This window comes from Candidatus Woesebacteria bacterium, from assembly GCA_016700095.1.
In the GTDB taxonomy this organism is placed as follows: domain Bacteria; phylum Patescibacteriota; class Microgenomatia; order UBA8517; family UBA8517.
Map to the genome: position 1 here is coordinate 304607 of CP065002.1, position 26511 is coordinate 331117.

Here is a 26511-nt window from a genome sequence, read left to right on the forward strand (position 1 = left end):
GTATACAGGGAAGCTTAAATGCGGTTATTAACGATACACAACATTGATTTATGTGAGCTGGTAGCTTTGGTTTCAATACTTCTACGATGAGCTTTTATTGCAACTTCGAGTAATCAATATACTCATGAATACATTAGTGTTTTCGTATACTTCTTCTGATATTAGTAAATAACACACATATCATTTTTGCATTTGTTTCTCGTTTGAATTTGTCCATAAACGTTACCAGTAAACCCTCGCAATATTAACCGCACTTAACTTCAACGATGCAACAACTATGCAAACTATAAGATATTAATTCAATCTTTCTCGTATTTTGAAGTCGGTCGAGATATTTCCTTGCCTTGCATCCAACATAATAATTACTTGACATACGTTACCCACTAAGTGTTAACATTAATTACTCAGCCTAATTTACGCACGAGGTAAATATTAAATTGTTAACACTGCCCATGAGAACAAAATTAAATAGCTCCCAGAAAATAGATATTATAAATAGGGCTCTTTCGGGTGGATCAGTCACTGAAATCTGCAAAGATATAGGTATATCTAGGGTTTTGTTCTATAGATTGCTTCAGAGATACAAAAAGTATGGAGAAAAAGGATTAGAAGAACGTAAAAAAGGTCGCCCCAGAAAGTATAGAGCACAAAAATTGACAACTAATATTCAAACAACAAACAATATTATCTCGGCTCATGAGAGATTGCGCATGGTAGAAGAAGTTGTTAATGAAGGAAGGCGTCCATCAGTGATTGCAAAGAAGTATCAAGTTTCAAGACCAACGTTATATAAATGGATCAAAAGATATAAAAAGTCTCAACAAACAAGAATTCATGCTGTCGAAAACAAAACCCCCAAGTATTCGAGGTACTATAGGCAAGCTCCCGAATTATATGAAGATGCTGTTTTGTCACTGGTTACTAAGTTTCCTGAATATGGTGTAAGAAAAATCGTTGCCAATCTTCCTCAAATTGGTAAAAAACCAATTCTTGGGCATCATGGAGTACAAAACGTTTTACAGCGCCACAATTTATCAACTCTAGATAGGCGTATGGCGTATGCCAAATCTCAAGAGACTGTTATCACAAGTTCGATTTCTGGTGCTCTTTCCAAAATCAATAATTTCTTTGCTATTCCTTTGGAAACTCGACAAAAGGTTGTGCGCTTTTCGGCAGTGTTTTTTTTAACATCTTTTTTCACCGTAGTCCTTTTTGGCATGGGTGGAGCTGTTACGACTACTTTTATTGGAGTTCCGCTCGTAAAACAAATCGGTTTAACTCTTGCGTTAGTTGCTCTATTTATGGGGTCGGTATTTTTTGTATATTCACTTAAATACTATCTTACACTTGTCATTGTACTTTCGTTTTCTCAACAAGAAGATACCAATACGCGCCTGCGCGGAAACATTCTCCATAAATTATTAGGCTTAGTTGATGAAAACACCGATAAATCTAAATTGGATCAAAAGCAAGCTGTAGGTTTAACTCCAAATTTAGACCATATCAAATTATCTCGTTACCCGTTTATTTCTGTTCAGATTCCTTTCTATAACGAAAAAAACGTAGCTGAGCGCGCAATTGCGGCAAGTACAAATTTTGATTACAAAGGTGATTATGAAGTTATTGTTTGCGATGATTCCACGGATGAAACTTTTGAAATAGTTAGAAATTACCAAAAACAGTACTTAGCAAAGAATTGCCAGTTAAAAATAAGTAAGGGTGATGGCTGGGATATGTCCGAAGTTGAAGTCAGACCCGGAGTAATTCTTAAACACCTTCACAGAACAACGCGGAGTGGATATAAAGGTGCTTCGTTAAAACTTGCATTGACCTTGGTTGATAAAAGAACTGAATTTGTAAGTATTTTCGATGCAGATTTCGTGCCGTATCCCGACAGTTTGGATTTATTTTTGAAATACTTTAAATCACAAAACGGTGGATCTGAAAATTACACTTCAAATAACATTGCCGCAGTCCAAGGATATCAATGGCATGTATTAAATAAATCAGAAAACTGGATAACAAGGGGAGTAAGAAGTGAATATGCAGGAAGTTATGTAATAGAAAGAAGTGGTCAAGAAATTTATGGAGGATTAAAACACATTTCAGGAAGTGTATATATGATTAGGCGCGATGTGTTGGAAGAAGTAGGATGGAGATCTTCGATCACCGAAGATTATGAGCTTACGCTTCGGTTATACAATGCAGGATACAAAGTAGTATATACCCCATACATTCAGGCTCCAGCTGAGTGTGTTTCCACTTTGAAAAGGTTAATCAGACAAAGGATGAGGTGGGCAGAAGGACACAGTTTCAATGTCAAACTTATGTGGAAGAAATTATTAATTGGAAGATGGGAGTTGGCTAATAGTTCATCCACTGACTCGCATCAAGTTCATTCTTTGCATGGTACTAAAATGATGCGGGATGACAAAAAGGTATTCATTCCTAGTCCTCTAACCGTGGCTGAGAAAGTTGAATTTGTATTTAACATTCCTTACTACCTTCAAGCATTTCTATTTCTAATCGGGACTTTTGCCTGGTTACTCTCAGAGGCTGTATTCCAGGTAAGACTGCCTTTCTGGACTACTGTTTGGGGTTGGAGCCTCATCCTTACCAACATGTTTTCCTTGCCTTTGGTTAACGCAGTCGGCCTTTTCCTGGAAGAAAGTGAGGAAAGAGACTATCTTGGGCTTTTGTCATTTGTGGCACTTAGTTATATATTGGTTCCATTTCAGGCTTATTCGTCAGTTAAGGGTTTTATTCAAAAAGAAGAAGGGCCCTGGTTTAGAACTCCCAAAACTGGAAGAATTACAGACGTTTTCGCCCGAGGCAGGTTTTATCGTTTTATATCAGGAATTTTGCCGAAAAATTCAGGTAATAGAAATGAGGCACTAAGCGACAGTCTAAATACTGGTGCCTATTCACAAATGTCCAACTCGTATTTGTCGATGGTTACGGCAAACAATATTTTTAACACCTTTTCGATAAAACGAAAAACACAACGGTGGGTAGGTAAGCTTGCCTTGACTTCAATGGTTGCAGTTTCAATGTTGATTGTGAGTTATGCACCGTATATCCCAAGCGGAAAGGTGAGTGTTGCAGCAGCTAATACGGGGGCAATACTGGCAGATAAAGCAATTGACAGCGACCAACCAGTTGTGAATAAAGCAGGTAAAGCGCTCAATACAAATAATTTGGAAACAAATAAGGATGGTTTTACATTAACCTCTGACAATAAAGACTTCAAGATTACAGATTCACCAAGTTTTCGTTTACAAGCCAGAACGAATTTCAAAGATAGGTTGGCAATAAATTTCGGCAACATCTTTAAAGGCAAAAATGAAAAGAAGGCGAGAATAATTAATGCTAAGGTAGTTAACCATAAAGGCAATGAATATGACGTTGGAATATTAGACGATAAGAATGGATATGAACTAGTTGTTGATTCCAATAACTTGTCTCCGGGGTTATATGATTTAGTTGTTGAAGACAATCTGGGTAATAGTATTGCACAAGATTTTAGTTGGGGAGTGCTGGCAATTAACACCAACAAATCGATTTACACGAAAGGGGAGAATGCCGAGTTGTCGTTTGCCGTACTCAATGAAGATGGGGAAATGGTATGTGATGCAAAATTAGAATTAGGAATTAGAAATTCGGAATTAGGAATCGATGAAACACTGTCAACCAATGACGGCTCAATACGTGTGACTCCCGGGTGCAATAGTAAAGAAATGTTATTAACTCCCGATTATGAAGCGGAATATAAATTGGGGAGTATGGGTATTTATGAACTTACTTTGACTGCTACTACACATAATGGAAGCTATACAATTACTGACTCAATTGAGGTTCGAAAATCGGTAGAGTTTGACATAGAGCGTATTAGTGCGACACGTATTTATCCACTTTTAACGTACCCCGTGATATTTAATGTTATCCCGGAAAAGGACTTTCAAGGAGTAATCACAGAAACGGTTCCTGCAGACTTTGCGATTGTTCGGATTACAGACGAAGAACTGAAAAATTATAGTACTAAAGAAAACAGCGTTGGTTCAAGTAAATTCTTAGACATCAAAAAACAGGGTGGTGTAGGGATAATTGAATGGCAGGTAAATTGGAAAAAAGGAGAAACTTATCATTTTGGCTATAAATATGATGCTCCGGATAAAAGCCCAGCTCTTTACACTTTGGGTCCTTTGCAAATTGATGATTTTAGTGAAGCAAGAGTTTGGCAGATAGCGGTGGATGCAATTTCAGGTATAACCGCCCGCAATTATGCGGTTGAAAATAGTAGTGATACAACCATAGCGGTATCTCCGGATGCTGCTATTACTGTCGGAAAAATTGCGATCGTTTCGTGTGTGACTGATAATACAGCAACATCTGATGGGCCATCCACAGACCATTCATTGAGCGATACTGACGGGCATACTTGGAACAAGGTATTTGAAGAAACTGATTCTGCCGGTGCTGCTGCTGATGGTTCAACCACCTCATTGTGGTGGACGAAGGTTACAAGTGAAATCGGGACAGGTGATTCAATTACTTTGACGTTAGGAACTGCCCGATCGGACAAGATTATTGCAATTGTAGAAGCTACTGTCGGAGCGGGTAATACCTTTGTCGCGATCCCTTCATCAGCTATCGATCACTCAAATTCAGCTACCTCTTTGTCTGATGTTCAATCCGGGCTTACTAACCGGGAATATCTATTTTTTGGCTTGTTTGGAGCGGAAGGTGAAGACACTGCTAAAACTCCTATTGCCAACTATACCGAACAACACGACCGAGTGAGTACGACAACAGGTACAGCTGCCGTCAATGTGCAAATGCATGTCGGCACCCGAATCCTTACAGGGACTGGTGACACTTGGACAAGTTCGGCAGTCACTTTTACTAATGGTATCCAGTCTCTGACAGCATTTTATGAAGTTTCAAGTACCATAACTGTTTCCGGAAATGTATATAATTTTGGTACTTCGAGTGCTCTTACTGAATGTGATGCAAGTGGAGCAACACATGAATTAAGTTTGAGAGTTGGATCAACAACCTATACCACAAGTTGTGATGCTTCAGATTCAGGTGCATATTCCTTCACTTCAGTTACACCTCCCTCGGGTGGATCGGGGATGGTGGTTTGGATTGATGATGCCGAAGCTTCCGAGACAGATGGTGCAGCAGTTATTCAATACGATGGATCAGGTGATTCAACCGGAAATTCTTTTTACGATGATGCCGTGACTATTCTCACTGATGATGGCAGTGGTGTCACGATTGATATGATGGATGCGTATGACAGTGGCGGTGATGCAGACATTCCCTATACTGCTACAAGTGGATCCCCCGATACGCTTACGGTTTCCGATAATTATACATTGCTTATACCTTCTGGTGAGGTGTTTGCTCCGGGAGGGAATTTAAATAACGGTTCGGGAGCCGGAATAGATAATATTAATATATCAGGAACCTATACCGCAGCTACCGGGGAATCGATACTCGTTTCCGGTACCTGGACCCAGTCTGGTACCTTCACCTCAAGTACTTCCACTGTCACCTTTGATGCTCCTGGTGCTACAACTGAGGATATTGTTACAACAGGAAGTGGAGCATTTAACAATGTTGTCTTTAATGATGGGGAAGGTGGTGCCACTTGGGAGATTGAAGATCCTCTGGATGTGGATGGTAACTTTACCATAACAGGTGGGACAGTGGATGTTGTAAGTGGAGAAGATAATCAGATTAACGTAGGAGGAAACTGGACCAATGATGATACTTTTGTGGAAAGAAGTGGAAAGGTAGTCTTTGATACTTCAACTACTGCTACCCTAGATAGTAACTGTTCCGATGTGGGTACTTGTACCAATGAGAATTTCTACGACCTGGAACTATCCAAAGCAAGTTCGGGGAATACCGTTACTTTGACTAACTTTGGTATACGGGTAACTAATACCTTAACCCTCACTACGGGGACTTTGGTGCAAGGAGCATATAATGTCCGGGTTGAGGGGGCAACTGCAGTATCAGTAGCCTCAAATGGTATCTGGAGTAATACTTCAACAGGAGACGTGATCCTTGGTGGCTCCTTTGCCAATAGTGGCATAGTAACCATGCAGGGAACAACAAGCGCTTGCGGAGAAACTGATGCAATTTCAATCACCTCAACTTCAGGTGGAAGTCAAAGGAGTTGGACTAGTTTGGGAGGTACTTTCAACATGAATGATGTTTCGGTCCAGGACCAGGGAGGAAGTGCTGCAATTACAGTTTACTCTGGTACCAACGTCAGTGGTAACAATTCCAACTGGGTGTTTGAAGATTGTGTTACCAGTTCTACATCTTCTTCTGCTACAGGACATTCATTCCAAAGAAAGACATTCTACGATGATGAAAATGAAACCTTCTGGAGGTTTTACCATGATGGTGATGAAGTTGACATAGAATATTCTAAAGATAGTGGTGATACCTGGAGTTCTACTACTGCCTTGGCATATGACACCAATGACTTTTCTGTCTGGTGGAAAGCAATCACGGTTGGAGAAACCACCACTGAATATGTATGGATGGCAGTTACCACGTCAGATGATATCCTGGTCAGACGCGGGACATTAGGATCAACATCAGTCACCTGGGACAGTGAAGCCAATGTGGTTTCACTTAATGGCACAGGAGCATCTGACACCTACTCATACCCATATATTTCGTTGGATGATGCAAACTATATGTGGGTGGGAGCAAGACATTACAATGGAACTAACTATACGTATAAGACAGTAAGAAGTGATGCTTCTGACACCGGTAATGCCACCTGGAGTGGAGTAGGCTTTGGTTCTACTGTTCCCGTATCCCAAGTATCAGCTGACCAAACAAATGCAAATGTCTTTGGCAACATTGTTCCACTTAATGGCCAAGACATGTATGCAGCCTTTGTCAGTAACACTCTTCTTCAGGGTTGTGTCTGGGACCACAGTGACGCTGCCTGGGAAGATAGTGATGGGGCAAGTTGTGTTAGTACCGGTGGAAGTGCACCTGTATTTCGTGGAGAATCTTCTTCAACTTTTACAACAGCAGCCAGCGTTGTGGTAAATAAACCGACAGGGACAGTCGATAACGACATTATGCTTGCAATTATTTATAAGGAAAATACCGCAGCAGTAACAGCACCATCAGGCTGGAATTATATTGATGGAGAAACACCGACGACTGATCATGATGTAATTGTTTACTGGAAAAGGGCGAGTTCGGAAGGTAGTAACTACACCTGGAGTTGGACAGGAAGTACTTGGAGCGGGGGAGCGATTATGTCATATAGTGGTGCGATAACAACAGGAGATCCGGTAAATACTTATTCCGCCAACAGCGCCTCATCAGGACAAACCTTGACCGCAACGGGTGTGACGACAAGTGTTGACAACACGACAATTGTTGCTTTGGGAGCACATTGGAATACGGGTACGTATTCAGGACCAACCGGATATACTGTTCGAGCAACACCTCAATCTATGAGGCTTTCTGACAAAACCCAAGCCTCTGCGGGGGCTACAGGAGATGCTGTCATGACAACATCTGCAAACAGTTCATCCTGGACTGCACATTTGGTTGCACTCAAACCTGCAGGTACACCCGGGAGTAGAGATGCAATTGATACTGTACCAAGTGGATTAAGCAAAAATATATCGGCCGTTGTTGATACTACCAATTACGATGTTCACCTTCTTTTTGTAGACGATGAATCAACAGATCAGGTAAGTTACAAAAGATGGGACAAGATAAACCAGGAATGGGATGTAACTGCAACCCTAGTTGCAGGTGGAACAAGTGATACCGATGCTTACGTATCCCTCTCGTATGATACGGATGCAAGTGATCTTTACGCAATCTGGATAGACACATCTACAAATCACATCTTCTACACAGCTTGTGACATATCAACACAGTGCAGTTTGGCCAGTGACTGGATAGTAGGAGTAGAAGAGGAGATAGACTGGCATACAGAAACACAACCAACCAACTTAACCAGTAACTACTCAAGTGGAACCAATGTCTTTGCTCAGTGGTCTGATGGATCAGGTTCACCATACTCTGTTGAGTGGGATATCATTGTGGTGCCGGAGTGGATTTGGTTAATTATTGTTGCCGGTCCGATTTTGCCACTTATGGGTAAATTTAGAAAGAAAAGACATCAATGAATCAGAAAAAAGTATTTAAAGATATATTGATTGTGACGGCAATTGTATTGTCGCTACTTCCCGTTATTGTAACTTTTAGTGCAATACTAACCACGCTTTTCGACAAATTAAGTTGGTATGTGTGGCTGCAACGCGAAGTTGTACCCGTGGAATCCAGAATGGTTGCGGTATTGGTGAAGGTTGTCGGTATCGATGCTCAAATTACATCACATATTAATTTTTCCATGGTGTTAACCAGGGGTGAGACAATAATTCCAGTTCAATTGGAATGGAACTGTCTTGGTTGGCAAAGCATGATTTTACTTGTTACTACATTTGTAACAGGTTTGCGTGGGCGCTACAAATTGTCGTCGAAAATTGAAACAGTGATTATTGGCATACTCGGGACGTTTCTGTCAAACCTTTTTAGAATGGCTTTTATTGTTACCCTCGCTTATTACTGGAATAGCTTCGCAGCGATGATAATTCATGATTATTTCGCAAGCTTTATTGCCGTAGCTTGGATGCTATTTTTCTGGTGGTTTAGCTATAGCTATGTGCTTGATGAAAAAATAGAGAGTAACTTAAACGAAGTGAAATAACCCAAGTTAGTTTTCTATTCAACAATCTATATAATTTAAAGATTGATTTGAGGGTATTAGTGTGTACCCAAAAACTTCAAAGGATATCTTACTGTGTCTTTTTAGCAGTGTGATATTAATAAACCAAACGAAGAAGTAGTAAATAATTTCTTTTGTTTTGTTTAATAATCACAAAATAACCAATTTAGTGATTGAAGTTAATATATTTAATGGTCTTATATATTTACTATATATTATTAGTTATATATATATTATACCTATAATATTAGTAAGTTTTTATAGTTTAATTTGGGGGCAAATAAAAAAACGGAAATTGTTTATGGAATTTTGTAATTTGAGTAATTGCAAAAATATCTCAAAACAATATCTAGCTTAGTAATATATTTAACAGTTTTCAAACAACAAATAATACTAATTGTTTTCACTCAATACTTATGTAAACAATAATTAGTAATAAAATATCTATAACAATAAATATTACTAAAGAAATAATAAAGGGGAGTGGAACACCAAAATATTTTTTAGTTGCACTAATACTTTTTCGATTATTTGTGTTTGTATTTTCTAAATGATTATTTTGCGAATTTTCAGTAAATGTTTCTGCAGCATTTATGGAAATGGTTTTATTTGTAGATATATTATTTTGTGTTAGTGGAATATTTGAAGTTGTGGTGCTGGTAGTATGACCCATATCTACTATGGGGCTATTTGTTACACCAGAAGGATTAAAGTTAGTTGTAACATTATCGGATAGTATAGATGTTTTACTAGATTCCTTTTTAATATTTTGCTCATTATTAGACGATACAATATTTTCTGAACTGTTTATCGTTTTATCGGAAATAGCATGCACGTATTTATTGCCAAATAATTTATCGAGATCTTGTTTGGAAAAATACCTGTGTCCACCGGGAGAGCGATGTGTGTCAATTTTTCCTGACATCTCCCACCTTCTTAGAGTATCAACAGAAACCCCCAAGTATTTAGCGGATTTTCCTATTCCTAGCTTGTCTTCTGTAATTTGCATAGATATATATAGATTTGCATAGATATTGTCTTACTTAAAGATACTAATTGTCAATAACCTTGAAATGTGGTGATACATTTGAAAAACAAAAGGCTATTGACCTTGGTCCCACATGGTGCTTACACTTTATATGAACCTAAAAATTGGTATATGCAAAAGACTGCCCTAACCGCAAAACAAAGATTGGCATTAATGGAATTGGTTTATAAATATAATGAATCAGTTACGGTTTGTTGTAAGAAATTTGGTGTTTCAAGATTTACGTTTTACAAATGGGCTAAGTTTTATAGTGTAGGGTTATCGAGAAATGAAAACTTAACCAATCTTCGAGATAAAAAACCAGCTACAGTATCTACTCTTAATGCAACTCCATACGAGGTACAAGAGCAAATAAAACGTATTGCTGCAGAGAAACCTGATTCTAGCAAATACGAGATTGCAAAAGAGCTTAGAGATCGTCTAGGAGAAAAAGCAGTTGGTGTTCATGGAGTATATAATGTATTAAAACGTTCAGACTTGACCACTCCTGAAGCAAGAAAGGAATGGCAGTTATTTGTTCAAGCGAAAAGTAATATTGTACTTACAGCACCCCAAAGGCTTGAAGTTATAACCAGATCAGAAAAATTAAACATCCCAGTAACTGTTGTTTGTCGTGATTTTGGAATTTCTAGACAAACATATTATAAATGGAAAAGAAGATGGGAAGAAGGAGGACAAGATATTGATACACTAAGAGATAAAAAACAGCAGTATGATCGTAGAAAATTTAGAATCGATAGAGAAAAAGAAAAAGCAATCCTTTCGGTAATAATAGAAACACCGGATTTATCAAAATATAAAATCGCAGAAAAATTAAGAGAACTTGGATATGCTGTTAGTCCTCACGGGATATACAATGTCCTCTTGAGGAACGGATTGAACTTACCTGAAGGCAGAATGAATTATGCAGCAAATCATTCGCAAACAATTGAAACTCCCTCAATTGAATGGACAAACCGCATTAAGTCATCGTTGGAACAGTTTTTGCCCACACTAGCGCCAGCGCCACCTCCAGTATTTAATATTATAATTAACTTCACTAAAACTTTTCTTGCTTCATCTGTCTTTGCCTTAGCCGTTTCTTATTCAAGTGTGTGGTGGTTGAATTTTTTACTAACCCAAACAACACATGTAGCTATTGGATTATTCTTTGCTACACTAGCTTTACTTACTGGATCGATATTTTTCCTTTATTCCTTAAAATACTATATAACCCTTGCGGTTGTACTTTCTTACTCGAAAGACCAAAATACTATCGGTATAGATAGTACAACTCCGTTAAAACAAAAAGGATTAATATCAAGGATAATCGGGTTTAACAATAATACTAGTGTTGATGAAAATATTCCTGTTGGGTTAACATCGGATTTAAGTGGGATTAATATTTCTAAAAAACCATTTGTCTCAATACATATTCCTTTCTATAACGAAAAATATGTAGTAAGGCGATCAATCGAAACGGCTGTTAATTTTGATTATCAGGAGTATGAAATTATTTTATGCGATGACTCGACTGATGATACTTCTACTATTATTAGAAACTATCAAATAGATCATTTACCAATTGGTGAAAAACTTGAAGTCGTTAGTGGTAAGGGATGGGAGATGGCAACAGTCGAAATTCGTCCCGGTGTGTTTCTAAAACATCTTCATAGAATATCAAGGGGAGGATTTAAAGGCGGTGCATTAAAAATTGCCTTGGAATTGGTTGATCCAAGATGTGAATTTATATCTGTATTTGACGCAGACTTTGTCCCATATCCAGATACTATAAACCTATTTCTTAAATACTTTAAAATACAAAACGGTATGTCGGAAGACTATGCCAAAAGCGCAGTCGCCGCAGTCCAAGGCTATCAGTGGCATGTTCTTAACAAATCAGAAAACTGGATAACCAGGGGAGTAAGAAGTGAATATGCAGGAAGCTATGTAATTGAAAGAAGCGGTCAGGAAATTTACGGAGGCCTAAAGCATATCTCGGGAAGTGTATATATGATTAGAAGGGATGTATTAGAGAAAGTGGGTTGGAATACGTCTATTACCGAGGATTATGAATTAACACTTAGGCTTTATGATGCCGGTTACAAAGTAGTCTACACCCCATACATTCAAGCCCCAGCTGAATGTGTATCTACCTTAAAACGCCTAATCAGACAAAGAATGCGATGGGCAGAAGGACACAGTCACAATGTAAAACTGATGTGGAAGAAACTTCTATTTGGAAGCTGGGAAGAAACTGGTGGTTTATCTAACACTCCACACCAGGTTCTTGCTTCACAGACAACAAAATTGATGCGGGATGGCAATGCCGCTTATAGTAGTGTAGCGACATTGTCAAATTCTAGAAGTAGAATATTTGTTCCATCTCCACTTACCATTGCAGAAAAGATTGAATTTCTTTTCAATATGCCTTACTACCTTCAAGCATTTCTATTTCTAATCGGGACTTTTGCCTGGTTACTCTCAGAGGCTGTATTCCAGGTAAGACTGCCTTTCTGGACTACTGTTTGGGGTTGGAGCCTCATCCTTACCAACATGTTTTCCTTGCCTTTGGTTAACGCAGTCGGCCTTTTCCTGGAAGAAAGTGAGGAAAGAGACTATCTTGGGCTTTTGTCATTTGTGGCGCTTAGTTATATATTGGTTCCATTTCAGGCTTATGCTTCTATCAAAGGCTTTCTGGAAGACAAAGAAGGTGGGTGGTTTAGAACTCCTAAAACAGGAAGAATTACTGATGTATTTACAAGAGGCAGATTTTATAGGTTTATACAAGGAGTATTGCCCAGAAGAGGGGGTCAGCCTGCAGTAGCTGAAGCAGGTGTTTCTCAAGCTTATCTTGCACTTAATTCTGCCAACAATCAATTCAATTCATTTAGTATTAAACCCAAGAAAGTGTTCTGGTTAGGAAAAGCTTCGCTGGCTTTTGTTTTAATTGTTGTTATGTTATTGAACTCTCTGGCTTTTAGAGTAAAACCAGCTGAAGCTTGGTATGGTACAGAAGGTTGGTCGTATAGGATTAAACTGACTGTAAAAAACGGAAAAGTTGATGCAGATTTGTCAAACTTTCCGGTTTATGTAAATTTAGATGATTTGCCTGATGCTACTTTTTGGGCTCATGTTAAATCTCTATGTGCTGATGTAAGAGTAACAAATTCTGGAGGATCAACAGAGCTTCCTATTGAAATTGTTTCCTGCGACACGACTGCAAAAACGGGTGAGATGTATTTTAAAGCTGACAGTTTGGCAGATTCAACTGATACTGATTTTTATATTTATTATGGTAATTCGGGTGCTTCTTCCTATGAAGTTACCGACACCTATGGCAGAAATAACGTCTGGACTAATGGCTATGGTGGAGTTTGGCACATGGGCGGCGGAACATTGATCGATTCCAGCGGGAATGTCGGTAATTCAACAACACAAACCGGTACGGAATATACGTCGGGAAAAGTAGGTATAGCAACAGATTATTCGGGATCACAGAGGTCAATTATGCCGACTGCCACGACAATAGACGAAGATGTATTGGATAGCTTAACTTATACCGTTTGGGTTAATAGTGATTCTACTTCGTGGGGCAGGCAAATGGAAAAAAGTAATCAATATTTTCTTTTGGGTAATTACGCTGGGACTGGATCGGCCGGTCCTCTACTGAAAATTAGCGGCTCCAATCAGGTTGCGACTGTAGGTACTTTGAGTACCGGAACATGGTATCAGGTTGGTGGTAGATATTCTTATTCTGGCGGGACTACTGGAGTTCTTAACGCTATCTTGAATGGTAATATAAATGCTACAACAAGCAATCTATCTAATTACATAGATTCTGCAAATACTGGCCTGTATGTCGGTTCAGACGATTCAGGTGGTTATTTTAATGGTAAGATGGATGAGCTTCGAATTGCGTCTGTTGTTAGAACGACCAATTGGCTATCAACCGAATACAACACTCTTAATGACACATCAACTTTTTATTCTCTTGAAGCGGAAGAGGAAGTGCCGGAGTTGGTTATTTTATTGCTGCCGTTAGCAATCTTGATTCCTTTTGTAGTTAAATATCATGAAAAAAGAAGGAGGCTAGTCGTATAATGTCTAAGGCATAGTTTCTATATGAATAAAAATAATCAATTAACTAAAGATACTTTCAAACTATTATTAGTTTTATTGGTGATTGTTCTTTTAATATTACCCTTTGCGACGGCATTTAATGAATTTCTAACTGAGGTTGTGGAAAATATTGGATTTTATATGGTCATTCAAAGCACCCTTGTGCCGTACATGAGTATGCTAACGGCTGCAATATTGAATATTTTGCCCGGACTCGAAGTGGGAATATTACCTTATGGAGTGGTAGTTAACGGTATTGACGTGCGTATCACCTGGAATTGTTTGGGTTGGCAAAGCTTTTTGCTTTTTTTTGCATCTTTATTTGTAGGACTAAGGGGAAATTACTCTGGAAGTTCTAAAATTCAGGCTGTCTTGTTTGGTTTATTGGGTACATTTATCATCAATATTTTTCGTTTGGTATTTACAGCCGCACTAGTTGTATGGTGGAGAGGATTGTTTGTTATTCTATTTCACAATTATTTTTCGACCTTTATCGCTATACTTTGGCTTATACTTTATTGGTGGATTTCTTATAGCTATGTGTTGGAAGAGAAAGATGGGGAGATTAATAAATAATTTAATGCATTTAGTACAATCACCAAAGCGTTAGTTGTGGGTGGCAATCACGCAATAAAAAGTTCAAGAAAAGCTACAGTCCTTTTAACTAGTAGATTCCTTGGCGCATGAGGCGTTTTGTAAATCCGTCATAATATATCATTATATGTCAGTATCACACTAATTACGCACGACGGGGTTTTATAATTAATTTCAAGAGTATTTTTACAATAGACTTCGAAGTCGAAAGTCGGGAAAGAGTGTTTTTTGCAGATTTAGGTCATGACCTTTGGCTACCCTAATTGCTTCAAGAATTGTTTTTATGCCTGCGATGTTAAGTTTGCGTTCAAATGATAAATATTTAAGAAACTGCAAATCGTTAAGGTCTGCGACACTAAACATTCTTCGTTTGGTTTTGGTGCGGTGGGGAGTTAGAAGTCCCGCTTTTTCATAAGCCATGATAGTTCGTATATGCAATTCAAGCAGTTTTGCCGCTATGGAAATAGTCAGAATTGGTTGATCGTTATTCATGTCGCAAAATATTATCCGTTACTTTTTTGGTTAATATAATCATACTAACTTGATTACATAAAAGCGTCAAGAGAGTATTGATAAAACCGCTCTAATTGTTTACTGATTCCATGATAATACAATACATATTTGTTGATTACTTTTTATATACATATATTATATAAGTTAAGATTTATATACTTAGTATTCATATAATATTTTAGTCAGATATTATTATAGCTATATCCATTATATCTTACATATAAATTATGTTATCTTTGCTATAAATACCTATATTAAGTTGCGTAGACAGCAGATATTTTTGTTTATCACACTTGATAAGTAACGGTAAATATTTAGCAATGGCAATATATGAGGCTGTTATATGAGTAAGGTTTATACCCAATTAGACATTTGAGATATTTCTGTAAGCATTAGGATGACTACAAATACTGACTTCGTAAAGACCTATATATATTTTTATCGTGAAAAATAGTTATCCACTTTAATGTGGAAAGTTTGTTTAGAAATAATACTAAGTAAATTGGTAATATTTATGTGTAGCAGTTAGATATAAGTAGTCATTTGTAGCCACAGATGGCCTTTAGAATACAAATTAAGAAGATTCGAGTTTAAAAAGTATTCAAGAATTGGCAGTAGAAAGAGTAGTATCCAGCTTCAATAATCGACATAATCATCCAATTTAGAAAAATATCCGACAAATCGTGCCTAAAAATGTGCACACAATTGAAAACACCCTATAATAGAATATAAAATATAACCTATAGATAATATAAATTTTTAAAAACTCGCTAAAATAAGGCTAATTGGATGTATTTTTTACTCAATAAAATGCACATTAATTACCGCAAGAATTACCTTAGCTTTGACCTATATTCACCATTGACATGCGTTAGTATGGTTGGTAACAATATAGATAGTTAAATTAGCCACGAAAGTTACACTTATGTCTGCCCGATGTAAAAGTAAATATTCTCCAAGTGAAAAAGAAACAATAGTTCTGGAGTGCATTGGTAATAATAAATCAATAACAAAACTAGCCAAGAAGTATAAAGTGTCTAGGAAAACTTTATATTCGTGGCTGAAAAGATATAAAAACAGCGCAAATAGAAATAAAAATAAAGCCCTGGTGAATGCTTATGTCAAAGGAAAAGATCATCCTAAAAGCAAAGTTAGTTCTATTAAATCTAAGGTTATTCGTATTGTAAGCGCACATCCAGAGTGGGGAGCGCGCTCTATAAGTAATGAACTAAAAAAGCAAGGCTGTGATATTGGATTTTTTGCAGTGCATACCTTTCTACAGTCGATGTCGATTGAAAGAAGAGATTTAAGAGAGAGTTTTGCCACTAATTATACAGGCCCCGGGAGATATATGCCTGATGTGAAGCTCGAGATTATTAACAAGTTTAGGCAGGGAGAAACTGTTTCCAGTCTTTCTGACAGTTACGCGATATCGCGAAAGACGCTTTATCAATGGATCAGAAAGATACAAAATATATCAGATGTTTCAAAATACGATTTGGCGGATGCTTATGTATCGGGAGAGAAACATCCCTTCGCTGTTTATCCAAAAATCGAAGCTCACCTACTTAGTATTGTCAAAAAACACCCCGACTATTCGATTCACAAATTAGCCGAACTACTGCCTGTGTCGTCATGGACGGTTTGGTCGACGCTTAGCCGAAACGGTTTGTCTACTTATACAGAGCGTCAGCGGTTTGCAAACCAAGGTGGCGTGATAGGGAAGACGGACTATTCTCCACAGGTTAGAAGTACCCTGGAGCAGTTCATGCCCACTTTGGCACCGGCTCCGCCTCCGGTTTCTTCGTCCAGAATTAAAACGAATCTTAAACCATCATATAAACAACTTGCACGTCACTTCTTATTTTCCGCAATATCTTCGTTAATTGTTGCCTTAACTACTCGATACTGGGTGTCAATTTTAATATCTGCGAGCTCGTTTTCGGAAGGAATAGGCCTGGTACTGGCTACTGTTGCACTTTTCTCCGGAGGGATTTTCTTCCTCTACTCACTGAAATATTATTTAACCTTAGCCGTTGTTCTTTCCTACTCGCAGGATGAGAAAGAAAATGCTGACGAGAAATCTCCCACTAAATTTATTTCATGGTTATTGGGGAAAAATGGGTCAAGCCATAATTTCGGCAAGAGTGGTTTAGAGCCGAACCTCGAGCATGTAAATCTAAAAAATCATCCTTACATCTCAGTCCAAATACCATTTTTCAACGAGAAATATGTAGCCGAGCGTGCAATTAGTGCGGCAATTAATTTTGACTACAAGGGCGATTACGAGGTTTTGGTTTGTGACGACTCAACCGATGAAACAACACAGATAATCAGGAGTCTTCAACAAAAATATTTACCCGACAACAAAAAACTAAAAATATTTATTAACAAAGAAGAAGGCTGGGAATTGTCAACAGTTGAGGTGAGACCGGGTGTCTTACTTAAACATTTACACAGGACAAGCAGGTCCGGATTTAAAGGAGGTGCTCTAAAAGTAGCGCTTAATTTAGTCGACCCAAGATGTGAATTTATTACCATTTTTGATGCCGACTTTGTACCATATCCCGATTCGCTTGATCTTTTCTTAAAGTACTTTAAGTTGCAAAACAATGGCTCGGAGGATTATACACATAGTGATGTTGCTGCAGTTCAAGGATATCAGTGGCATGTTCTTAACAAATCAGAAAACTGGATAACCAGGGGAGTAAGAAGTGAATATGCAGGAAGCTATGTAATTGAAAGAAGTGGTCAAGAAATTTACGGAGGTTTAAAGCATATCTCGGGAAGTGTATATATGATTAGACGTGCGCCCTTAACCGAGGTTGGTTGGGATACTTCAATTACAGAAGATTATGAACTTACGCTTAAGCTTTACGAAAAAGGCTATCGAGTAGTCTACACCCCATATATCCAAGCTCCGGCTGAATGCGTTTCCACCTTGAAACGCTTGATTAGACAAAGAATGCGATGGGCAGAAGGACACAGTCACAATGTAAAACTGATGTGGAAGAAACTTCTATTTGGGAGTTGGGAAGAGAAAGAGTCTGTTGGTAGTTCAAACAGCAAGTGTTTTGTCCCAAGTCCACTTACTGCGGCAGAAAAGATTGAATTTCTTTTCAACATGCCTTACTACCTTCAGGCGTTTTTGTTTTTAATTGGAACATTTGCCTGGTTACTTTCGGAAACAGTTTTTCAAGCACGTCTTCCTTTCTGGACCGTTATTTGGGGTTGGAGCCTCATCCTTACCAACATGTTTTCCTTGCCTTTGGTTAACGCAGTTGGCCTTTTCTTGGAAGAAAGTGAAGATCGTGATTATGTCGGGTTGGTAAGTTTTACACTTCTTTCGTATATAGTTGTTCCATTCCAAGCATATGCATCATTAAAGGGATTCCTCGAGAAAGAAGAGGGTGGATGGTTTAGAACTCCTAAAACAGGAAGAATTACGGATGTGATTGCCAGAGGCAGATTTTATCGTTTTATATCCGGAATTTTGCCCGGCAAAGAAAATGTCAGTTCACTTGATACAAATTATTTGTCAATGGTTACGGCAAACAACATTTTCAACACCTTTTCAATAAAGCGAAAAACACAACGGTGGGTAGGTAAACTTGCCCTAACTTCGATGGTTGCGGTTTCTTTGTTAATTGTAAGTTTTGCACCATATATCCCTATCGGAAGAAACGGTGTTTTAGCGTTTGATGCAAACTCGATTGTTTCACCTGGGGAGGCGAAACATACTTCGGATTTTTCTTTTGAAAATGAAACTAATAATTTTTCGATAACGGGACTTAGCCGTGATTTCAAAGTCGACGAGGTACCGGGTTTTCATTTAGATGTAAAAACCGCACTTGTCGAACGCGTGCGTATTAACTTCAATCAAGTTATCGGTAAAGAGTTATCAAAAACAATTCAAGCTAAAGTGTTGGATAAAAACGGAAACGAAGCATTAGACGTGGAAATAACGAAGGACACCGAAAGTAAATTTGATGTGACTATTAATCCTCAAGGTAGAGTCGTGCCGGGAGTTTACAGCTTGCATGTGAGTGACAATTTTGGCAACGTCATAGTCCAGGATTTTTCCTGGGGTGTACTGGTAATTAATACCAACAAATCAGTCTTTCACACAAACGAAGAAGCGAAAATCTCCATGGCGGTTCTCGATGAAAAAGGCGTGATGGTGTGTGATGCAAAACTGGAATTAGGAATTAGAAATTTGGAATTGGGGATAGATGAAACTCTGTCGACACAAAATGACAGGATCAAAGTGACGCCAGGGTGTGGAAAAAAGGACATGGTTCTAACACCTGATTATGAAGCCGGTTTTACGGTATCTGGCAAGGGTGTGTATGAAATGATTTTGACTGCGGTAACGAAAAACGGCAGGTATTTAATTGCGGATAGCTTTGAGGTAAGGGATTATGTCGACTTTGATATAGAGAGGATGACGGCGACTAGAATTTATCCGGCTCTTGAATATCCTGTATTTATCCAAGTTGTCCCAACATCGTCTTTTTCGGGCATCGTCTCCGAAAGGGTTCCGGCTGATTTTGTTGTTTCCGAATTCACACATGAAGATTTCAGTGAATATCAAATGGGACAAAATGCCAGTTCTCAATTCTTGGGAACGAAGATGGCCGGCGATTATCAATATATTGAATGGTTAGTCAGCTGGGACAAGGGTGAAAAATATACGATTGGTTATAAATATGATGCACCTGATATTAGCCCCGAGTACTATACGCTTGGGCCCGTTAGTATTGGTGGATTTACGGAAGGAAGAGAATGGCAAATTGCAGTTGATGCGATAAGTCCTGTGGTTGGATTTTTCACCAACACAACAAGAGCTTGGACTGTGGCTGAGGATACTGACTTAGATTTATCGCAACCCAATCCGATGGATGGGGATTTGATGCTAGCAAGTATTGCAATAAGGCCTTCAGCTAGTACTGTAAATACACCCACTGGATGGACAGCAGCAGGATCATGGACGGGCACAGACAGTGCGGATCCTGAGGCAGACAATACAGGATCAGTAGGGCTTTATTGGTTTTATAAAGTAGCAGATGGTAGTGAGGGTGAGGCAACACAGAAATTTACCGAAAACGGTACGACTTCTGTTTGGATGGGGGATATTATGCTGCTTCGGTCGGGAACAAAAGCATACAGCATTTCGGCAGGTGGTTATTCAATAAACGGCGATACGGGAACGTGGGGAGGAACATTGGACACCGATATAGGATTAACTAGTGGTGACATTGTACTTATTGCCGGAGCTCAGAATGGAAATCCTTCGGCGTCATCCGCCCAAAACATTACAGCTACAGGTATTAATGTCAAAAGCACTGTTAGGGAACATGGTGAATTTGCAAGTACGACAGGTAATAATATCGAAGTTGACTTAGCCGAAACGCAGATTTGGGAAGGTACAAATACAGATACTCCTGTAATTACTTTTACACAGGGGACGCCTGTTTCGGGTGCGGTGAGTGCTATTAGAATCCGCCAAGGAACAGGCACAAGAAGGACGGATACATTTGTTCGGTCAAATGGTTTAGCTGCAGCTGGAACTGCTTCAGTATCTGTGCCATATCCGGATCATGATATTGGAGACTTGCTTGTCATGATGATTTCAACTAGAGATGATGCTGAGGTTACTCCTACAACCCCAGCTACTTGGACTTCACTTGGAACATATAACGGTGGAGCAGGTTCATATGCTGCTGATTCGGGGAATGCGAGAATTACTGCTTTTTATAAACGCGCCGAAGCGAGATGGGCTGGGTCGCAGGTAGTTGCCATTTCTGGAGGCGATATGGCACTTGGAAGAATGGTGAGTATTCATATGGATGATGCTGGGTCATGGAACTTTGATGTGGATGGGGGAGCCGATAGTAGTGCGGGAACAGCATGGCAAGTAGATGGTGAAGCAGGAATTGATGTAGACAGTGCAAATGGAGGTGATGTTGTTTTGGTTGCGTCAACCACTAACACGGATGCAAGAACTTACTCGGGATATGGATTAACAATAACCGGAGCAACAATTACAGGTTTTGGAGAAAACGCTGAAATAATTTCCTCAACTGGTAATGATCAAACGATGACTTTTGGACATGGAGAAGTAACAGATGGGTCAGCAACTGGTGTTACACCAGTCTATACAATGACGGCAAATGGTACTTCTGGTAACAACCCCGCTGGAGTGAGCATGATAATTAAAGTAATTGGTGTAGCTCAATCATTAGCTACAACACCTGTCATGGGATTCTTTTCACCAACTGCGACTTGGACGGCTGCTGCTGACACTTATTTGGATTTAAGACAACCCGATCCAAGAGAAGGGGACTTAATGTTGGCGAATATTGTGATTAGACCATCTACCAGCACAGTTGACACACCTACTGGCTGGACCAGCCTTGGTTCATGGACCGGTACAGATGGAGCAGATCCTGAAGCAGAAGATACGGGTTCTGTTAGAAATTATTGGTTTTATAAAGTTGCCGATGGATCGGAAGGAACTGCTACTCAGCGGTTTGAGGAACAAGGGACGACTTCCGTCGTAATGGGAACGATAACTCAAGTTAGGTCATCAACAAAAGCTTATAGTTTGTCGGCAGGGGGTTATTCGATAGATGGGGATGCGACAAATTGGAATGGGACATTGGACACAGATATTGGGCTAACTCAAGGAGATTTAGTATTGGTTTCTGCATCGCAAAATGGAAATCTTAGCAATACATCAGCTTGGGATATTAATGCGACAGGCGTTAACTACAAGATGGAAGTGAGAGAGCATGGCGAATATGCCTCAACAACAGGCAATGACGTAGAAGTGGGATTGGGTGTGACACTCATTTGGGAAGGAACAAATTCTGCTACACCTACTGTAAACTTAACACAATCAGCTGCAGCATCAGGTGCAGTAGCGGCAGTCCGAATACGCCAAGGTACAGGCACTAATCGAACAGATACTTGGGTAAGATCAGCAGGTGCACAAATAGCGGGAACTACAACTGTTGCGGTTCCATATCCCGAAAATGAAATCGGGGATATGTTAATTATGTTTGTTGGTAGCAGAAACACAGATAATACTACACCAGAAACGCCAACAGGTTGGACAAGTTTGGGAACATATACAGGTGGATCAGGTACATTCGGAGCTGATGCTGGTAATGCCAGGACGACTGCTTTTTATAAAGAGGTAGAAGAAAGAGCAAGCGGAACTCAGACTGTGGTCATACCATCGGGAACAACCTCTGTTGGACAAATGGTAAGTCTACACAAAGATGATGTTGATTCATGGACAATTGATGCAGATGGAGGAAGTGATAATAGTGGTGGAACTGGTTGGTCGGCTCCAGGAACAGGAATTGATTTAAATGATGACGATTTGGTTATTGTTGGATCAACGATGAATACTGATGCATATACTTATTCGGGGCACGCGATGGCGGCAACAAATGTCACATGGGGAGATGTAACGCAGTCTACAGCATTTAACTCAGGAACGGGAAACGACATGTCACTTGAAATTGTGACAGCAAGGGTTGATAGTATTGTTGGTGGATCGGTAACAAGTGCTCCGACTTTATCGTCAACAGCAAGCGGATCGACAGCTAATGCCCCAACCGGTTCAAGCTTTTATGTAAAAATTTCAGGAAATGCTGCTTTAGACTTTTCCGGCATTATTTATACCGGCGAAGGCAGTTCTCCTTTGGATTGTTCGTCTGGCGGAAACAGGAATGTTGCTTTAAGGGTGGATGGAAGTGGGACATATAGCGCGGATTGTAGTTTGGATACAGGGGAGTGGGAAATTACGGGAGTTACGGCAGCCGCTGGTACAATTGTCACTGTCTTTTTGGATGGAGAAACTGAAAAGGCTGTGGTAATTACAGAATCATCAGGCGTAGGTTTAGACAATCTTGATCTTTACCAAAATCATGTGATTGTAAGACATGATAATTCGGGAAGTCTGACCATTGATGATATGAATCAATTTGACGGTGGAACAACTGACTGCAGCTCGGGAACAGGTGACTCTGATGTGCAGTTTTGTGCAGTAAGTGGTACACCTGATACGTTGACGGTGGATGACGGTCAGGAACTTTACATTTGGACAGGGAATTCTTTTGCTCCGGGAGGTACAGTTACAGTTGATGATATAAAAATTGTAGGTACATATACAGCTGCAGCAAGTGAGAGTATTACCGTTTCCGGTACCTGGACCCAGTCTGGTACCTTCACCTCAAGTACTTCCACTGTCACCTTTGATGCTCCTGGTGCTACAACTGAGGATATTGTTACAACAGGAAGTGGAGCATTTAACAATGTTGTCTTTAATGATGGGGAAGGTGGTGCCACTTGGGAGATTGAAGATCCTCTGGATGTGGATGGTAACTTTACCATAACAGGTGGGACAGTGGATGTTGTAAGTGGAGAAGATAATCAGATTAACGTAGGAGGAAACTGGACCAATGATGATACTTTTGTGGAAAGAAGTGGAAAGGTAGTCTTTGATACTTCAACTACTGCTACCCTAGATAGTAACTGTTCCGATGTGGGTACTTGTACCAATGAGAATTTCTACGACCTGGAACTATCCAAAGCAAGTTCGGGGAATACCGTTACTTTGACTAACTTTGGTATACGGGTAACTAATACCTTAACCCTCACTACGGGGACTTTGGTGCAAGGAGCATATAATGTCCGGGTTGAGGGGGCAACTGCAGTATCAGTAGCCTCAAATGGTATCTGGAGTAATACTTCAACAGGAGACGTGATCCTTGGTGGCTCCTTTGCCAATAGTGGCATAGTAACCATGCAGGGAACAACAAGCGCTTGCGGAGAAACTGATGCAATTTCAATCACCTCAACTTCAGGTGGAAGTCAAAGGAGTTGGACTAGTTTGGGAGGTACTTTCAACATGAATGATGTTTCGGTCCAGGACCAGGGAGGAAGTGCTGCAATTACAGTTTACTCTGGTACCAACGTCAGTGGTAACAATTCCAACTGGGTGTTTGAAGATTGTGTTACCAGTTCTACATCTTCTTCTGCTACAGGACATTCATTCCAAAGAAAGACATTCTACGATGATGAAAATGAAACCTTCTGGAGGTTTTACCATGATGGTGATGAAGTTGACATAGAATATTCTAAAGATAGTGGTGATACCTGGAGTTCTACTACTGCCTTGGCATATGACACCAATGACTTTTCTGTCTGGTGGAAAGCAATCACGGTTGGAGAAACCACCACTGAATATGTATGGATGGCAGTTACCACGTCAGATGATATCCTGGTCAGACGCGGGACATTAGGATCAACATCAGTCACCTGGGACAGTGAAGCCAATGTGGTTTCACTTAATGGCACAGGAGCATCTGACACCTACTCATACCCATATATTTCGTTGGATGATGCAAACTATATGTGGGTGGGAGCAAGACATTACAATGGAACTAACTATACGTATAAGACAGTAAGAAGTGATGCTTCTGACACCGGTAATGCCACCTGGAGTGGAGTAGGCTTTGGTTCTACTGTTCCCGTATCCCAAGTATCAGCTGACCAAACAAATGCAAATGTCTTTGGCAACATTGTTCCACTTAATGGCCAAGACATGTATGCAGCCTTTGTCAGTAACACTCTTCTTCAGGGTTGTGTCTGGGACCACAGTGACGCTGCCTGGGAAGATAGTGATGGGGCAAGTTGTGTGGGTAGAAGTGATTGGCTTTCAGGATGGGATCAAAGACTTGAAATTACAGTTGACAATACTAACATAGACAGCAATCTTACACATTTTCCATTACTTTTAACTTTAGGATCATCCGTGGGAACGGAAAGCGATGATGTAAGTACTGTTTTTGATGAACTTGCAAGCGATGCCAATAGAAAAAAGATTGCCGTAACCAAATCTGATGGTGTAAGCGAAATATATGTCGAGATCGAGAAATGGAATGATGCTAGTGAACAAGCTTGGCTTTGGGTGTCAAGCAGTACACTTACCCTTTCAAGTTCCGCAAATACAACGCTTTACCTTTACTATGATTCCTCCCATGCAGACAATACAACATATGTGGGAGATCCCAATTCTACTCCCGCAGAGAGTGTATGGGATAGTAATTATGTAATGGTTCAACATTTTAGTGAAACAAGCGGAACACACTATGATAGTACAAGCAACAATAATGATTCCACTTCAATTACTGTTACTACGCAAGGAACAACAGGACATATTGATGGATCTGATGATTTCAATCCAAGCGCTGACAAAGTGAATCTGGGTAGTAACAGTAGTATTGATGATATTATGAACGGTGGTGGAACTGTAACTGCTTGGATAAACCCAAATAATGCTGGTGAATTTGATAATGGACGCATAGTTGACAAAGGCGAAAATAATGATGCCGGCTGGACATTTTTGCTTGGAAACTCCTCAAGGAGACTTGAGTTTAGATATGGTTCCGCATCTGATTGGGCACAGTGGTATACATCATCTGCCACAGTACCCACGGGCTCGTTTAGTTACGTCGGGTCGACATATGACTCGTCATCTGATACCAATAGTCCGTTGTTATTTATTGACGGACAGTCAGTTTCTGTAACTACGGGAGATGGTGCTTCTTGGGGATCACCGACTAGTGATGCAAGCGAACCTGTTGTAGTTGGAGCCCGTACTGATGGAGTCAGTTATGCTAGACAATTTGATGGACTGATAGATGAGGTGCGTTTGTCGGATATTATTCGTTCTGCTGCCTGGCTTAAGGCTGACTACTACTCGTCGGATGACAATCTAATATCTTGGGGAAGTGAAGAAACTGGATCTAGTGGTAGTAAGGACAGCATTGATACTGTACCAAGTGGATTAAGCAAAAATATATCGGCCGTTGTTGATACTACCAATTACGATGTTCACCTTCTTTTTGTAGACGATGAATCAACAGATCAGGTAAGTTACAAAAGATGGGACAAGATAAACCAGGAATGGGATGTAACTGCAACCCTAGTTGCAGGTGGAACAAGTGATACCGATGCTTACGTATCCCTTTCGTATGATACGGATGCAAGTGATCTTTACGCAATCTGGATAGACACATCTACAAATCACATCTTCTACACAGCTTGTGACATATCAACACAGTGCAGTTTGGCCAGTGACTGGATAGTAGGAGTAGAAGAGGAGATAGACTGGCATACAGAAACACAACCAACCAACTTAACCAGTAACTACTCAAGTGGAACCAATGTCTTTGCTCAGTGGTCTGATGGATCAGGTTCACCATACTCTGTTGAGTGGGATATCATTGTGGTGCCGGAAAACATCTGGTTTCTAATGTTATTATCTCCGCTTTTTACCAAACCTAAGCATAGAAAAAAGATAAAAATGTGGATGATAAAGCTATGTAAAAAATTGTCCAAAAATTTGGTGACTAAGATTATCGGACAAAAACTCTAATTAGCGAAATCA

The 26511-nt window shown here is 39.6% G+C and carries 7 protein-coding genes; 5 read left to right on the plus strand and 2 right to left on the minus strand.

Features of this window, described 5'->3' with window-relative positions; all coding sequences use genetic code 11:
* Positions 1-452: 452 nt before the first annotated feature.
* Together IPM62_01605 and IPM62_01610 are read left to right on the plus strand one after the other, a co-directional pair.
* Complete coding sequence (locus tag IPM62_01605) at positions 453-8189, plus strand: glycosyltransferase (GenBank protein ID QQS39286.1); 7737 nt, start codon at positions 453-455, stop codon at positions 8187-8189.
* On the plus strand, positions 8186-8770 hold the full coding sequence (locus IPM62_01610) for an exosortase/archaeosortase family protein (protein QQS39287.1): 585 nt from the start codon (positions 8186-8188) through the stop codon (positions 8768-8770). The genes IPM62_01605 and IPM62_01610 overlap by 4 nt, the downstream gene beginning before the upstream one ends.
* Positions 8771-9191: 421 nt before the next feature.
* On the opposite strand, the gene IPM62_01615 is transcribed toward IPM62_01610, so the two are convergent.
* A complete protein-coding gene (locus IPM62_01615; GenBank protein QQS39288.1) occupies positions 9192-9797 on the minus strand; it encodes a helix-turn-helix domain-containing protein in 606 nt (201 codons plus the stop codon).
* Between the two features lie 150 nt (positions 9798-9947).
* Between IPM62_01615 and IPM62_01620 the strand changes: the two genes are divergently transcribed.
* Positions 9948-13919 carry a DUF2341 domain-containing protein gene (locus IPM62_01620; protein QQS39289.1) on the plus strand — a complete coding sequence of 1324 codons (3972 nt, stop codon included), beginning with the start codon at positions 9948-9950 and terminating at the stop codon, positions 13917-13919.
* A 21-nt stretch (positions 13920-13940) separates the two neighbouring features.
* Complete coding sequence (locus tag IPM62_01625) at positions 13941-14513, plus strand: exosortase/archaeosortase family protein (protein ID QQS39290.1); 573 nt, start codon at positions 13941-13943, stop codon at positions 14511-14513.
* Positions 14514-14717: 204 nt separating this feature from the next.
* Here the strand turns inward: IPM62_01625 and IPM62_01630 are convergent, their stop codons facing one another.
* Complete coding sequence (locus IPM62_01630) at positions 14718-15023, minus strand: MerR family transcriptional regulator (protein ID QQS39291.1); 306 nt, start codon at positions 15021-15023, stop codon at positions 14718-14720.
* Positions 15024-15969: 946 nt separating this feature from the next.
* Here IPM62_01630 and IPM62_01635 point away from each other — a divergent pair.
* Positions 15970-26499, plus strand: a complete 10530-nt coding sequence (locus IPM62_01635) for a glycosyltransferase (GenBank protein QQS39292.1) — start codon at positions 15970-15972, stop codon at positions 26497-26499.
* Positions 26500-26511 lie beyond the last annotated feature (12 nt).

Bases quoted from the DNA above. Each gene is read 5' to 3' on its own strand.
- IPM62_01605 (QQS39286.1), top strand. From the start codon at position 453: ATGAGAACAAAATTAAATAGCTCCCAGAAAATAGATATTATAAATAGG.
- IPM62_01625 (QQS39290.1), top strand. From the start codon at position 13,941: ATGAATAAAAATAATCAATTAACTAAAGATACTTTCAAACTATTATTA.
- IPM62_01610 (QQS39287.1), top strand. From the start codon at position 8,186: ATGAATCAGAAAAAAGTATTTAAAGATATATTGATTGTGACGGCAATT.
- IPM62_01620 (QQS39289.1), top strand. From the start codon at position 9,948: ATGCAAAAGACTGCCCTAACCGCAAAACAAAGATTGGCATTAATGGAA.
- IPM62_01635 (QQS39292.1), top strand. From the start codon at position 15,970: ATGTCTGCCCGATGTAAAAGTAAATATTCTCCAAGTGAAAAAGAAACA.
- IPM62_01615 (QQS39288.1), bottom strand. From the start codon at position 9,797: ATGCAAATTACAGAAGACAAGCTAGGAATAGGAAAATCCGCTAAATAC.
- IPM62_01630 (QQS39291.1), bottom strand. From the start codon at position 15,023: ATGAATAACGATCAACCAATTCTGACTATTTCCATAGCGGCAAAACTG.